This window comes from Pedobacter sp. R20-19 (assembly GCF_000708265.2).
Taxonomy (GTDB): domain Bacteria; phylum Bacteroidota; class Bacteroidia; order Sphingobacteriales; family Sphingobacteriaceae; genus Pedobacter.
Window position 1 is genome coordinate 349,876 of record NZ_JCKI01000008.1, and the last position, 15,729, is coordinate 365,604.

A 15,729-nucleotide genomic window follows, 5' to 3' on the forward strand; every position below is an offset into this window, starting at 1 on the left:
CAATTTAGCTTTGAAAGCCATATCATTTGGATTTAGCGTTTATAAATTTGGTTAAAGCAGCCGAGAACTACTAAGTTCGACGTAAATCCAAATATCAGGCCAACTTAATACTTGATCAGTTGTTAATAAGTAACATAGCGATACAAAAACACTAAAAAGGAGTAAAAAAGGCCTTTGCAACTATTAAAAATGAATTATCAGCGGCAATAATATGTTTAAAAATTATGCCATTTGAATTTAAACACTTACAATATTGTAGAGAAAATGTTCAAAAAACAGACACCAACACGGCATGTATATACCTTAAATGGCATACAAATTTGCATGATCGGGCTGAAGAAAATCTGAATGGAGGAACGTCATCAACATGAATTTAAAAAGAATGGATAGCATTTGCTTATGCTACCTATTATAAAAGTGATATAAATTTCCGAATTAATTCACAGATGATCATATCATCTAAAATACTTTTCTAAATTTTCGCAGTTAAAGCTTCGCATCCTTTCGGTTGATTAAAAAGTAAACAGGAACGCCCAGTAAAACAATGATGAGACCAGGCCAGGTGTATTGCTGTTTATAAATAAGAAGCAAGATGCAAAATGCTGCACCGATCAACAGGTAAATGATTGGCGTAACCGGATAAAGCCAGGTTTTGTAAGGCCTTTTCAAATCAGGCTTTTTAAACCTTAAATAAATCACACCAAATACCGTAATCATATAAAATAATACAATTACAAAAGAAATCATATCTAAAAGATTGCCATACTGACCACTTAAACATAATAAAGATGCCCAAATTCCCTGCATCCAAAGTGATCTTTCAGGAACACCATTTTTATTATTTTTAATAGCCGCTTTAAAGAACATCCCATCCTGTGCCATGGTTTGAAAAACCCTTGCACCCGCCATTACGAGTCCGTTTACGCAGCCAAAAGTAGAAATCATCACCAAAACAGCCATTATTATGGTACCTGCTCCGTTGCCAAATATTTGCGCAGAAGCCACTACAGCAACTCTATCGTTCGGTGCAAAAGCAATGCTATCTCTACCTAAAGTGTTGAGGTAAACAAAATTGACCAATAAATACAATATCATCACTGCTGAAGTGCCTAAAACCATCGATCGAACCACATTTTTTTTAGGGTTTTCAATCTCTCCCGAAACAAAAGTTACATTTTCCCAGGCTACACTAGAAAATACCGAACCAACCATTGCAGCAGCAATTCCACCCATGATGGTCATTCCGGAAATAGATTCCCAACCGGTTTTCATGAAATTTCCACTTGAATCAGTCTTGAGATTATTGAAAGCATCCCAGCCAAATTTCATATTATCAGCCCAAAAACTATTTTTCACTAAGAAAAACCCTAATATGATTAAACCAATTAAAGCGACAATTTTAGATCCCGTAAAAATATTCTGTAACACTTTACCACTCTCAACACCTTTTGTGTTAATATAAGTGAGCAGAAGAATAACTGCAATAGCCAAAATTTGTATCCAGGTTATTTTATAACCCCCACTTTGAAAAATCGGTGCTGCATCATTTAAAGCTGGTATTAAATAGGCAGTAAACTTACCAAAAGCCACTGCAACAGCTGCGATCGTACCAGTTTGAATGACTGTAAAAAGCCCCCAACCATAAAGAAATCCCATCATTTTACCAAAAATCTCTTTTAGATAGGTGTATTGCCCACCTGCCTTTGGAAACATAGCAGAAAGTTCACCATAAGAAATAGCAGCCGCTATTGTCATTACAGCAGTGATTACCCACACTACAACTAACCAGTAACCTGAGCCTAAATTTCTCATAATATCGGCACTCACAATAAAAATACCACTACCGATCATTGAACCCATTACCAGCATAGCCGCATCAAAAAGACCTAGTTTTCTTTTAGAAGCCTTTGCTTCATGTAGTTTTTCCATTTTAGTTGTTTGGTGTTTAGCTTTAGTTTGTGGCTAAATTATTTAAAAAAAAGAAAAACTAACTTGTTCACATGTATCATTTTAATCGCATTATAAAATATGTTGCTGGCTTTATTTAATAGTTAATCCCTAAAATAAATTATTATATTGCTAATTAATAACCAAATCTAAGATCAGTGTTTGTTACGGATGAGCGTAACGTTAGAAAACTGATTGCTGTAAACCACTAACCAAATATTAATTATGATTTTTTTTCAAGAAAATTTAATCTACTGCATTCCGGCATTGGGCCTTGTTGGAATAATTGTGATGATGATTAAAAGTGCCTGGGTAAATAAACAGGATGCAGGTGATAAAAACATGCAGGAACTTGCCGGCTACATTGCCGATGGTGCAATGGCTTTTCTTAAAGCAGAATGGCGGGTGTTAAGCATCTTCGCTGTTTTTACAGCAGCACTGCTGGCATATTCAGGAACCATAACTGAGATTAATGGTGTTCCAATGCATTCCAGCTGGATCATCTCCATCTCTTTTATTATTGGTGCTGTATTTTCGGCAACTGCAGGCTATATCGGAATGAAATCGGCAACTAAGGCCAATGTAAGAACAACTCAAGCGGCAAGAACCAGTTTAAAGCAGGCACTTAAGGTTTCGTTTACGGGCGGAACGGTAATGGGCTTGGGCGTTGCCGGATTAGCCGTGTTAGGCCTGGGTGGCTTATTTATTGTATTTCTTCAATTGTTCCATGTAACCAGTGCCAATAGTGTGGAGATGAGAACAGCCATTGAAGTTTTAACCGGTTTTTCGTTAGGTGCAGAATCCATCGCTTTATTCGCACGTGTAGGTGGGGGGATTTATACCAAAGCCGCAGATGTTGGCGCAGATCTGGTTGGAAAGGTTGAAGCTGGAATACCCGAAGATGATGTTCGCAACCCGGCTACCATTGCCGATAATGTGGGTGATAATGTAGGAGACGTGGCGGGCATGGGTGCCGATTTATTCGGATCATATGTGGCTACCATTCTGGCAACAATGGTTTTAGGTCAGGAAATCACGGTTATAGATCAATTTGGTGGCATGTCTCCCATTCTGCTTCCCATGGTGATTTGTGGATTAGGTATTATATTTTCCATTATAGGCACCTGGTTTGTGACCATTAAAGATGAAAAATCTAATGTACAAACCGCACTGAACCTCGGTAACTGGTCATCCATTATCATTACAGCCGTAGCATCTTTCTTTATTGTGAAATGGATGCTACCAGAAACGTTAAGCCTTCGCGGATATTCATTTACCAGCATTAATGTTTTCTATGCCATTATTGTTGGTTTAGTAGTAGGCACCATTATGAGCATAGTAACTGAATATTTTACCGCGATGGGAAAAGGTCCTGTAAATTCAATTATCCAACAATCCTCTACCGGCCATGCCACTAATATTATTGCAGGTTTATCTGTAGGAATGAAATCAACTGTTATTCCGATTTTGGTTTTGGCAGGTGGAATTATGGCATCCTATCATTTTGCCGGATTATATGGCGTTGCTATTGCGGCTGCAGGTATGATGGCCACCACAGCGATGCAACTGGCAATCGATGCATTTGGACCGATTGCGGATAATGCCGGCGGAATAGCAGAGATGAGTCAACTTCCGCCAGAGGTGAGAGAACGTACTGATAATCTTGATGCGGTAGGTAATACCACGGCTGCAACAGGTAAGGGCTTTGCCATTGCATCTGCAGCATTAACATCATTAGCTTTATTTGCCGCCTTTGTTGGCATTGCCGGAATTACAGCGATTGATATTTATAAAGCCCCAGTACTGGCTGGATTATTTGTTGGCGGAATGATTCCATTTATTTTTTCGGCACTTTGTATTCAGGCGGTGGGTAAGGCAGCGATGGATATGGTGCAGGAAGTGCGTCGTCAGTTTCGCGAGATTCCTGGAATTATGGAATATAAAGCCAAACCAGAATACGATAAATGCGTTGCCATATCTACCAAAGCTTCCATTCGTGAAATGATGATGCCGGGTGCAATTGCGCTTATTACACCTATTATTGTCGGTTTTACTTTTGGTCCTGAAGTTTTAGGAGGATTATTAGCCGGAGTTACTGTAACAGGTGTTTTAATGGGTATTTTCCAAAGCAATGCTGGCGGTGCCTGGGATAATGCTAAAAAATCTTTCGAACAAGGTGTAATGATTAATGGAGAAATGTTCTATAAAAAATCAGAGCCACATAAAGCTTCTGTAACTGGTGATACTGTCGGCGATCCTTTTAAAGACACTTCAGGACCTTCAATGAATATTTTAATCAAATTAATGTCTATTGTATCCCTTGTTATTGCACCATATATCGCAGTTAAGGCCATTAATACAGAACATCAGCTAGAAGTTCGCAAAGAAATTAAGATTCAGCAAAAAACAGATCGCAACGGCAACACAATTACAGATACTTTAACAAATGTTACCGACACTTTAAGTCGGTAGTTGTAAAAACATAGATATAAAATAGCAAGGAAGGGGATTTTAACACAATCCCTTTTACTTTTTGGTAATTTTTATTTAGGTTTACCGCTTATTATCATAAAATCAACAAACATAAAAGACTAAACAACTTATGAATCTAAAAAAGCCTATTGATGTGCTGATAGCAGAGTCTGCTGAAAGTGGCGAGGGCACACTCAAACGTACGCTGAGCAGTACGAGTCTTGTCGCTCTGGGTATTGGAGCAATTATTGGGGCAGGTTTATTTTCTTTAACTGGTATCGCAGCAGCAGATCACGCTGGCCCTGCAGTAACCTTATCATTTGTACTGGCTGCCGTAGGTTGCGCATTTGCTGGTTTATGCTATGCAGAATTTGCATCTATGATTCCGGTTGCCGGAAGTGCCTACACCTATTCATATGCTACTATGGGTGAGTTTATGGCCTGGGTAATTGGATGGGATTTAGTATTAGAATATGCTTTAGGTGCTGCAACAGTAGGTGTTTCATGGTCTGGATACTTTAATAAGTTACTTCATGAATTTGGCCTCGAAATGCCACTCTATTTAACCAAATCATTCGCAGAAGTTGATGGTGGAGGAATAAACTTTCCAGCGGTCGTAATTGTTTCATTACTCTCTTTAATGTTAATACGAGGCACCAAAGAATCTGCAAGCCTTAATAATATTCTGGTAATTGTAAAAGTTACTGTAGTGATCGTTTTCATTGCGCTTGGATGGAAATTCATCAATCCTGCTAACCATACACCTTATATCCCTGAAAACACAGGTGTAAAAGGTGAATTTGGTATTTCTGGAATTGCAGCAGGTGCAGCATTGGTATTCTTTGCTTTTATTGGTTTTGATGCAGTTTCTACTGCTGCTCAGGAAGCTAAAAACCCACAAAAAGGAATGCCAATCGGTATTTTAGGTTCATTAGTGGTGTGTACTATACTTTACGTTTTGTTCGCTCACGTAATGACGGGTTTAGTGCCTTATAGTGTATTTAAAGGTGATGCTTCCCCAGCTGCAACAGCATTTAAAGTAACTGGATATAGCTGGTTACAAATGGGGTTAATTATTGCCATTCTAGCGGGTTATACATCTGTTATATTGGTGATGTTAATGGGACAATCCCGGGTATTTTATACCATGTCTAAAGATGGGTTATTGCCTAAGTTTTTCAGCAACATCCACTCAAAATTCAGAACACCTTTTAAAACAAACTTATTTTTCATGGTGTTCGTAAGCATCTTCGCTGGATTTGTTCCGGTAACAGATTTAGGTCACATGGTATCAATAGGTACATTATTTGCATTCTCCCTGGTTTGTATCGGTGTTTTATTATTACGTAAAACCGATCCTGACAGACCTAGACCTTTCAGAACACCATTGGTTCCTTTCGTGCCAATTATGGGTGTAATCGTTTGCGTTTATTTAATGTCGTCATTACCAATTGAGGCATGGATCAGGTTAGCCATCTGGATGGCTTTAGGTACGGCCATCTATTTCTTCTACGGAAAGAATAATTCTGTATTAAGAAATAAAGGAAAAGTGGTTAAACCTGTTGATCCTCCAAAACCTGGTTTATAACCAAAACAAAATATGAGTTCAAATCCCCGACCAAAAGTCGGGGATTTTTTTTGTGTTAAATAATTGTTAATAAATTAACTTTGCAAAAAAATCAGATACATTACAATGGTTCCACTTCAAAACAAGCATTATGCAATACTTGTGCTTTTGCTGTTATTTTCCTTTCAAACTTATGCCCAACGTACCATTAATGATATAATGGATTCTACCACGGTAAACCATTTATTAATTATTTCAAAAAAGTATGGATCACTATCCTTTAGTGGTTACCTCCAGCCCCAATTTCAAGTGGCCCAATCAAACGGTACACAGGCAGAATATCAGGGAGGGAATTTTGGAGAATATACCAACAACCGCTTTAGGTTAAGACGTGGGCGGTTACGTGCTGATTATATGTTATTGGATGACAATAATAATCCTTCCACCTATTTTGTACTTCAGTTTGATGGCACTGAACAAGGTGTAAATGTGAGAGATTTCTGGGGCCGCTATTATGAAAATAAATGGAAATTAATTCATGTAACACTAGGGTTATCCGGCAGGCCATTCGGGAACGAATTACAACTCTCTTCAGCGGGGAGAGAAGCACCCGAACGCGGACGTATGTCGCAAATTTTAATGAAGACCGAGCGGGATTTAGGTGTAACATTTACTTTTAATCCACGATGGAAAAATGCCAGACTCAAAAATGTAGTGTTGGATCTTGGGGTATATAATGGTCAGGGATTAGCAGGGCCTGCAGAATTTGACAACAGCAAGGATGTGATCGCCCGCTTAAGTCATAAAAACTATACCTTTAAAAATTTAGGGCTTTCAGTTGCAGGAGGAATCAGCACCTTACAAGGTGGACTCAACCATCGCTTACCAGTAAGCTATAAAATGGAACGTAGCAATAATCTATGGCAAATGGTTAAAGATTCTTCTGCCAACACCTTAAATACTGTAGCACCACGAAGATATTACGGTGCAGATATCCAATTGGCTACTGCAACTAAAAGCTGGAAATCAGAACTTCGGGCAGAGGTCATATCCGGACTTCAAACCGGAACATCTACCACATCAACCACTCCAGGCTCATATCCGTTAGATGACAAGTCTGATCTACTGCCATACTACACCCGAAATTTTAATGGTGCCTATTTTACATTTGTTCAAACATTAAACAGTACAGACAATCAGATCATTTTAAAATATGATTGGTATGATCCTAATTCAAAAGTAAAGGGCATGGATATTTCTTCAGCAAGAGGGTTATCAGCAGCTGATGTTCGATTTGATACTTTTGGCTTTGGCTTTTTACACCATTTTAATCCACATTTTAAAGCAGTGCTTTATTATGACATCATTAAAAATGAGTCTACCGCAATATCTGGTTATACGGATGATAGAAAAGATAACGTATTCACCTTACGAACTCAATTCTATTTCTAAGAAAAATTAAGGTAAGTAAAGTTTTAGCACAAATTCCGCTACCTTTGATCAAAATTGCGCCATATGAACTTCGATTTTATGAAATTCGATTTAAATCAGATCCTCACCACTACGATGGTTATCTTTGCTATCATCGATATTTTAGGTTCTATTCCGGTTGTTATTCAACTGAGAAAGAAGGCTGGCCATATTGAGTCTGAAAAAGCATCAATTGTTGCCACAGGATTAATGATTTTATTTCTTTTTTTAGGTGAATCATTGCTTAAAGTTATTGGTCTGGATGTTGAATCTTTCGCGATTGCAGGTTCTATCGTCATATTTTGTATTGCGATGGAAATGGTTCTTGGACTTACTATTTTTAAAGAAGAAGCGCCTGAAACCGTATCAATTGTACCTTTGGCTTTCCCTTTAATAGCTGGTGCGGGCACCATGACAACACTACTCTCTCTGAAAACTGAATATCAAACACAAAATATCCTGGTTGGAATTATACTAAATATGCTCTTCGTTTATTTCGTACTAAAAAACACCGAGCGCTTAGAGCGACTATTTGGTAAAACAGGTTTGAACATTCTGCGAAAAGCATTTGGTGTAATTTTGTTAGCCATTGCCATTAAGCTATTCCGCAATAATACAGGGCTTTAAATCTTGCTTATAATCTTAATGATAATTACCTTCTTGTATTAGAATGGTGAAGATTCGCCTGCGCTTAGTCCTTTAAAACTTTGTCAATCTGCTGGTGTTGTAACAAAAATTGGTTATATTGATCTTAATATCAAGCTAACCAAAAATGAAAAGCTTTGAAGAATATACTGTAATTATTGGAGCCATTGCAATTTTGATTGAGGCAGTGAAATACCTTAAAAGAAACATGAAGGAATGGCTCGAAAATATCTAGCTACTACAACAAAGAATATTTTGAGTTAGGCTGAGATTGTATTTACCTTCCACTATTCTTCGGGAGTTAATAAGACACACGTAATTGAATTAAGATTTAATCTCTTTCTTACTAGCACAATACACCCTTCGTCACTACTGAGGACGCACGACAGCATGTCCCGACCTTTCGGGAAAGCAATCTTTACTCACTGAGATCATTTTTTAATTAACCTGGCAACAAACATGGTATCGGCATGATGCTCATAACCTTTAATCAATTCCATTTTCTCTAATTGGAGAGGCAAATTATCCAGCATATAATTCACCATATTTTCGTTCTCCTCCTTAAATGCGGAGCAGGTAATATAAATAAGTGGCTTTCCAGGTTTCAGATACTTTACAATGTTCTGTACAATTCCTTTTTGGATCGTAGCAAACTGATTAATTTTGCGTTCTTCAAAAAATGTCAACACTTCAGGTGTCCTTCCCCAGGTTCCTGAACCTGTACAAGGCGCATCTAAAATAATTCCATCAAATTGATAATGATGAAGAATCTGATCGTTGTTTTTCAAAAGATCCAGTTCCTTTTTATGATACTTTTTAATTCCAGCCAGGCGAAATCTTTCATCCAGATTTTGGAGAATGCTTTCCCGCAAGTCAGTTACTAATAATTCAATTACGGGCTCCAAACTATATAGAAGCAAAGTTTTTCCACCAGATGCGGCGCAACAATCCCACCATTTATCCCATTTATTTGGCTTAAAGTAATTACCTGTATACTGTGATGAAAGGTCCTGAACCTGGTAACTTCCTTCCGCTAGAACTGTTTCGAGTTTCGTTCCGTTTGGCAAAGATAATGCGGTTTCATTTATTACTTCCGCCTGAATTTCTGCCTTTTGCAGCCTGGCTAAAATTTCCTGCTGTGCTGTGGCACCAACACGAATAAAAAGGTCAGGCTGTTTAAAAAATGAAGTCAAGAATTCAATTTTATTTACTTCTTCCGACAAATGCAGATGAAATGGATAAACATCCTCCAGATTAAAATCAGGATATAACGTTTTTATAAAACCTATCTTTTCTGGTAGCGGAAGTAAAATTTGGTTATCCCAATCCGGAAATTTGTGCGCAACAACCGGACTTAGCGTTTCATGACATAGAAAATCGGCAATACATAAACGCTCCTCGTTATTCAGGATTCTTAAAGCATTACCTAATCTAAAAAAACTATAAAGGTGTCGGGTTGCCCATCTCCTATCGGATGAACCCATCTGCTTATTTTGTTTAAAATAGGTAGGTAAGAAACGATGCAAAGGCAAAGTTCCATCATAACTATTTAAAATTTGCTCAAAGGCTCTCAGCTGGTGAATGGCTTTCATAAACGAATGGTCGACTAGTCTACAATTTCTAATGCAAAGTTTTTATATTTCAAAAGCATTAAACTGGTGTTAATGTAGCCTAATTTTTCATCATAAATGAAAGAAAATGTGTTATGCAAGCCTTTGTATTTGTCTTTTGTAAGGTATTCACGATAGTCGTCACCGTGATTGCTTAATAGTTTCCCGAAATAGTAACCTACATCAAAACCTTTAAAGGCATATTCGCCAGGCTCAAAGCCATATCTGTAGCGGTATTTTTTAATAAAACTAACTACTGCAGTGTTTTTATAATCTATTTTATAAGATGAACTGATGATGGTATTTAAAGCTTGAATCTTATCAGTAGGATAATTTTGTTTTACCCAATTCGGGTGTCCAAATAAGTTAATCACATAGCCTCCTGAAGCCAGATTTTTAAGCTTATAAAGTTTATCAATTGTTGGCAAAACGAATGCACGATCGGCAGAAGTAATGATCACTGCATAATGTTTGCCTTTTTGCATTTTAGTTTCAAATGTATACGCTGATGCATATTCCTGAACTAAAAATTTACCACTAGCTTTTAAATAATCCCTAACGGGAGCAGCGAAAGCTTCATCATCTGTTTTCTTCGGATTGATGATCACTACAATCGTAGTGGATGGATTAAAGTTTTTTGAAATATAAGTTGCAATTCGTTGACCATGTAATTCTATATTATTTACAATGGATACCAAATTGGGATTATTAAATTCTGCCGGATTGGTTGCTGCAAGTGGTGATACAATGGTAGCATTATTTTCTTTTGAGTAATTGGAAATATATTTTAATCCGGCAGGAAAAACAGGGCCAATAATTAAGTTACTCTGCTTAAAACGTTCGTTTTTATAAAGAAGCGCAATGTGGGCATTGTCATCCTGAGTATCGAAAACGTTAAGTTTGAAGTTTAATCCCGATGCCGCTGCAGAATCTAACCCGAGTTTAAAGCCCTGATAATAATCAATAGGCATCGCAAACTTCTCAATATCAGCTTTGTTTGCCGTTTTTAAATTCAGTTCATCCAATTTAAAAGGAACTAATAGGGAAACATTTGCCTGCGTAAACTTTTTGGTTGTTTTTTTCTCTTCCGGCTTTTCCTTCTCTTTTTCTTTAGCAGTATCTTTTTTCGATGTTCTTACTTTTGGAGAACAGGCCGCAAAAAGCAAAGCAAAAAAGATAAAAAACCAATAATTCCCTTTTAAATTCATATGTGTATTTTAACAAAATATGCTGGCAAATGTTTAATCTGCCAGCATAATCCTATTATTCTTTAAATTGAGTCCCGAATTAGGACTCAATACGCTGAACTAATATTATTCCCATTCAATGGTTGCAGGTGGCTTTGAACTAATATCATAAACTACCCTGTTAATTCCTTTAACCTTATTAATAATTTCATTCGAAATCTTAGCTAGCACAGGATATGGCAAATGGCACCAGTCTGCAGTCATGCCATCAAGCGATTCAACGGCTCTTAAGGCAATTACATTTTCGTAAGTACGCTCATCGCCCATTACACCTACAGATCTCACAGGAAGAAAAATTGCACCAGCCTGCCAAACCTGATCATATAGGCCTGCTTCTTTCAAATTGTCAATATAAATCTTATCTGCATCCTGCAAAATCGCTACCTTCTCTGCCGTAACTTCGCCAATAATTCGAATCCCTAAACCAGGGCCCGGAAAAGGGTGTCGGCCTAAAATGAAAGTTTCCAAACCTAAAGCCTTACCTACTCTTCTTACTTCGTCTTTAAACAAAGTTTTAAGCGGCTCTACTACCTTAAGTTTCATAAAATCTGGTAAACCACCAACATTATGATGCGATTTGATGGTTGCTGACGGCCCGTTGACAGATACAGACTCAATAATATCTGGATAAATCGTTCCTTGTGCCAACCATTTCACATCTTGAATTAAGTGCGATTCTTCATCGAAAACTTCGATGAACACACGACCGATAATTTTACGTTTTTGTTCAGGATCTTCTACTCCGGCCAATTGACCTAAAAATTTATCTTTAGCATCAACCCCCTTAATATTGAGTCCGAAATCTTTATATTGTTCTAAAACACTTTCGTATTCATTTTTGCGCAATAAACCGTTATCTACGAATATACAATGAAGGTTTTTTCCAATAGCTTTATGCAATAAAACTGCCGCAACACTACTATCAACCCCGCCGGAAAGTGCTAAAACAACTTTATCATTACCAACAGTAGCCTTGATATCAGCAATAGTGGTATCAACAAAGGCTGTTGAAGTCCAATCCTGACTACATCCACAAATATCAACAAGGAAGTTTTCTAACAGCACCTTTCCATCAATACTGTGCGTTACTTCAGGGTGAAACTGGATAGCATAAGTATTTGAATCTTTAATGTGGTAAGCTGCAACTTTAACACTATCAGTACTGGCGATTAACTCAAAATGATCAGGAATGCTGGTAATGGTATCACCATGACTCATCCAAACCTGAGAATCAATATTGATTCCCTTAAATAATTTATTCTCCTGATTAACAAAACTTAGGTTTGCACGGCCATACTCACGAGTGGAAGATGGTCGAACGTCGCCACCAGAATGTTGAGCAATATATTGAGCACCGTAACATACAGCCAATAAAGGATATTTGGTATGGTATTTTGATAAGTCTATTTGAGGCGCATCATCCTGACGTACAGAGTATGGGCTACCTGAAAAGATAACACCTTTTACATCATCTGTAATCTCAGGAAGATTGTTGAATGGATATATTTCACAGTAAATATTTAGTTCGCGAACTCTACGGGCGATGAGTTGTGTAAACTGCGAACCAAAATCGACAATAATGATTTTTTCTTGCATCCGCAAAGCTACCAATTAGATACGAGATTTGAGAGAGGATTTAAGATTTTTAAAGGAAAAAGTCTAGAGCCGATAGTCCAAAGTGGATTCATCGATTTAAACAACTAAACGATCAACCCTCACGCTTCAATCATTGAACAAATGCATTAAGTGAGTAAGAGGTTCACCAAATCACTTTTAACCCTACCGACCTGTATTTGGAGATATTTTCATCTTTGGATATTAAAGTAATACCCTGCTGGATTGCTTGCCAGATTAACATTCTATCAAACGGGTCTTTATGCCAATCTGCATTTAATTTATGATAATTGGCCGCCGATTCTGGCATAAGAGGTAACAGATCAAAACCTAAATCTTTTGCTTGACTCATTAATTCATTGGGTTCTAAACCTATAAGACTAAGCTTCCCTAAGGCATATTTTAGTGATATTTCCCAAAGACTGATCGCACTTACGAGAATTGCATTCTCATTATCTTCAATAACGAAGGCCGCTTTTTCTGAAAGTTTTTTCGGATCAATTATTGTCCACAAAAACACGTGAGTATCTAAAAGGTAAGTCATAACCCTAGTAATTCCTCTTCGGTCATGGCAAAATCATCATGAAAAATTACCTGGGCTTTGCCTTTTAATGGACCTAATTTCCTTTTACCCTTGCCCTTACCCGATTCAGGAAGAAAGTAACCAATTATCTCCTTTTTTCTACCATAAGTTACAGCTATGCCTATACCTGCCTTAACGCCTTCAAGTACTTCAGAAAAATGGGCTTTAAACTCACCAACTGTCATTGTTTTCATAACTAAAAGTCTATAATCAAATATAAACAAAACTTGTCAAGTTGTCAAGAAAAAAATAGTTAATTTCGATTTTAAAATTCAATCAAAATTTTCAGCATAGGCTTCAGTTAAACAACTGAAACAATTAACCTCCCTTAAGATTCAATCAAAACCACCTCTACCCCAAATTTTCTCAAAAAATCAACACCTTCATCACTAGGTAAACCTTTATAGGCTGCATAGGATTTAGAATAATAAACTAACTTAATACCTGAAGATAAGATGAGCCTTGCACAGGCAATACACGGAGACAAAGTGGTATACAAAGTACATCCTTCTATTTTAGAACCATTTTTTGATGCATAAAGAATTGCATTTTCTTCTGCGTGCAAGGCTAAAGAACAACTTCCCTTACTGTCTCTGGCACAACCATGTTCTGGCCATTCTTCATCGCAGTTATGCGTTCCGGCAGGCGGGCCATTATAACCTATAGAGATAATTCGGGTATCTTTAGTTAAAACTGCACCTACATGAGCACGAACACAATGCGAACGAGCTGATAGATCGGTAGCCAGATTCATAAAGATGGTGTCAAAACTTAATTTATCAGTCATTGAAAATCATTAAAAAAGCCACAGTGAATGATCACTGTGGCTGTAAAATTACTTTATTAAATATTAATGTCCGCCTTCTGCAGTAATATTTTCTACATCAATACCTTGTTTCTTCAGCTCACCGCTTACCTTCCATGCAAAGAAAATCAGGTATGCGAATCCAAGAACGGGAATAATATAAGAATGGTGAATGCCAGCGCTATCAGCTAATTCTCCCTGAATTGGCGGAATAATTGATCCACCTAAAATCATCATGATTAAAAATGAAGAACCTTGTGATGTATATTTGCCAAGGCCGGTAATTGACAATGAAAATATAGATGGCCACATAATGGAACAACATAAACCACCACTTACAAAGGCAAAAATAGCCACATGGCCTGTAGTGAATAATCCAACAAGCATCGCAACCGCACCCAAAGTACCAAAGATGGCAAGTGTTTTAGCTGGCTTTTCCTGGCCAATAAATACTGCAGCCACCATTACGGCTACGCAAATTGCATAAACATATAGGTTGCCAACATCAGTACCAGTTGCATGGTTAACACCCAAAATAATACCAAAAGCCACGAAAGGAACAATTACAGTTAAAATATTTTTCACTGTTTTACTTAGGTTAAAAGCACTCACTGCGCCAGCCCACCTGCCAATCATCATACTTCCCCAATATAAAGAGATATATGGTTTGATACCCGCATCATTTAAGCCTCCAAAATCGGGAAGTTTCAGCAATGCCCCCAGGTTACTTTGAATCGTTACCTCAGTACCCACGTACATAAAGATAGCAAGCATTCCTAAAACCAATTGTGGATATTGCATAGCACCCCAGCTTGCAGCGTTGTCTTTTTTTGTAAAATAGCCAAATAATAAAGCGCCTAAGATGATTACAAAGGATGAATAAACGAAAATAGATGCGCTAACACCCGTTAAGTTAGCAAGAGGACTTGCCGCAGCCACCATCAGGAAACCAATAATCATCACAACTAATGGCCCCGTAGGTTTACTACTGGCTTCAATCTTCTCCGTACTGGTTACATCTGGAAGTTTGGAAACAGCAAAAAATATGGCTACCGCTAAAAACAATCCGGCAAGAATGTAATAAAGATTATTGATGGATGAAATTTCTACTGCCTTGGCCACTGCATCATTTGCCGTACCAAAAAGGACAACACTTACAATAACTGGCCCCATTAAGCCACCGAAGTTATTAACACCTCCCGCCAGATTTAAACGATGGGCACCACTTTCTGGTGCGCCTAATGCCACAACAAATGGATTCGCAGCCGTTTGTTGTAATGAAAACCCAAGGGCGATTACAAAAAAGGCAAATAAAATAAATAGGAATGAACCTGAATGAACAGCAGGAACCATTAATAATGCGCCTCCGGCAGAAATAATTAAGCCCGCGATAATGCCTTTTTTGTATCCAATTTTGTTGAGGATATCAACTTTACTGGCTTGTGAAGCTAAGTAAAGGATAAGCGAGCCAATAAAATAACCACCATAAAAGGTAAAATCTATAAGTTGAGATTCAAATTGCGTTAATTTAAAATGAGTTTTACAAAAGGGAATAAATATACCGTTTGACGCGGCAACAAAGCCCCAAAAAAAGAATACAGTGATAATTGTATACAACGCTGTACCATAATTTTTTGTAGTTTCTTTTGACATCTGAATTTTAATTGTTTTAGTTTTAGTGCGGATAAACATAAATAAAAAAAAATTAATAAACCGTATTTTTTGAAGTCGTACCTAACAAAAATAAATGTTACATGTTTAGGTATAAA

12 protein-coding genes are annotated in these 15,729 nt (G+C 37.4%); 4 read left to right on the forward strand and 8 right to left on the reverse strand.

Features of this window, described 5'->3' with window-relative positions; all coding sequences use genetic code 11:
* Positions 1-486 precede the first annotated feature (486 nt).
* Positions 487-1,929 (reverse strand): APC family permease, encoded by a 1,443-nt coding sequence (locus AN34_RS18435; protein WP_029287900.1) that lies wholly within the window; start codon positions 1,927-1,929, stop codon positions 487-489.
* Between the two features lie 243 nt (positions 1,930-2,172).
* On the opposite strand from AN34_RS18435, the gene AN34_RS18440 reads away from it, so the two are divergent.
* The 4 genes from AN34_RS18440 to AN34_RS18455 all read left to right on the forward strand — a co-directional run bounded on the left by AN34_RS18440 (position 2,173) and on the right by AN34_RS18455 (position 8,083).
* The gene (locus AN34_RS18440) at positions 2,173-4,419 is read left to right on the forward strand and encodes a sodium-translocating pyrophosphatase (protein WP_029287902.1); all 2,247 of its coding nucleotides are present in this window, start codon (positions 2,173-2,175) and stop codon (positions 4,417-4,419) included.
* A gap of 130 nt (positions 4,420-4,549) precedes the next feature.
* Entirely contained in the window at positions 4,550-6,007 is a 1,458-nt protein-coding gene (locus tag AN34_RS18445) for an amino acid permease (protein WP_029287904.1), read from the forward strand.
* 105 nt (positions 6,008-6,112) lie between these two features.
* Positions 6,113-7,438, forward strand: coding sequence for a hypothetical protein (locus tag AN34_RS18450; protein WP_029287906.1), 1,326 nt, complete (start codon positions 6,113-6,115; stop codon positions 7,436-7,438).
* Positions 7,439-7,516: 78 nt separating this feature from the next.
* Positions 7,517-8,083, forward strand: a complete 567-nt coding sequence (locus AN34_RS18455; RefSeq protein ID WP_029287908.1) for a MarC family protein — start codon at positions 7,517-7,519, stop codon at positions 8,081-8,083.
* Positions 8,084-8,532: 449 nt separating this feature from the next.
* On the opposite strand, the gene AN34_RS18460 is transcribed toward AN34_RS18455, so the two are convergent.
* The 7 genes from AN34_RS18460 to AN34_RS18490 all read right to left on the reverse strand — a co-directional run bounded on the left by AN34_RS18460 (position 8,533) and on the right by AN34_RS18490 (position 15,613).
* On the reverse strand, positions 8,533-9,693 hold the full coding sequence (locus AN34_RS18460) for an RNA methyltransferase (protein ID WP_029287910.1): 1,161 nt from the start codon (positions 9,691-9,693) through the stop codon (positions 8,533-8,535).
* 14 nt (positions 9,694-9,707) lie between these two features.
* Entirely contained in the window at positions 9,708-10,919 is a 1,212-nt protein-coding gene (locus AN34_RS18465) for an ABC transporter substrate-binding protein (protein WP_029287912.1), read from the reverse strand.
* Between the two features lie 105 nt (positions 10,920-11,024).
* Entirely contained in the window at positions 11,025-12,554 is a 1,530-nt protein-coding gene (gene guaA, locus AN34_RS18470; RefSeq protein WP_029287915.1) for a glutamine-hydrolyzing GMP synthase, read from the reverse strand.
* 163 nt (positions 12,555-12,717) lie between these two features.
* The gene (locus AN34_RS18475; protein WP_029287917.1) at positions 12,718-13,116 is read right to left on the reverse strand and encodes a type II toxin-antitoxin system VapC family toxin; all 399 of its coding nucleotides are present in this window, start codon (positions 13,114-13,116) and stop codon (positions 12,718-12,720) included.
* Positions 13,113-13,349 (reverse strand): type II toxin-antitoxin system Phd/YefM family antitoxin, encoded by a 237-nt coding sequence (locus tag AN34_RS18480; RefSeq protein ID WP_029287919.1) that lies wholly within the window; start codon positions 13,347-13,349, stop codon positions 13,113-13,115. Before AN34_RS18480 ends, AN34_RS18475 begins: the two co-directional genes overlap by 4 nt.
* Positions 13,350-13,483: 134 nt before the next feature.
* The gene (locus AN34_RS18485) at positions 13,484-13,942 is read right to left on the reverse strand and encodes a dCMP deaminase family protein (RefSeq protein ID WP_036677513.1); all 459 of its coding nucleotides are present in this window, start codon (positions 13,940-13,942) and stop codon (positions 13,484-13,486) included.
* Positions 13,943-14,005: 63 nt separating this feature from the next.
* A complete protein-coding gene (locus AN34_RS18490) occupies positions 14,006-15,613 on the reverse strand; it encodes an MFS transporter (RefSeq protein ID WP_029287923.1) in 1,608 nt (535 codons plus the stop codon).
* Positions 15,614-15,729: the final 116 nt, after the last annotated feature.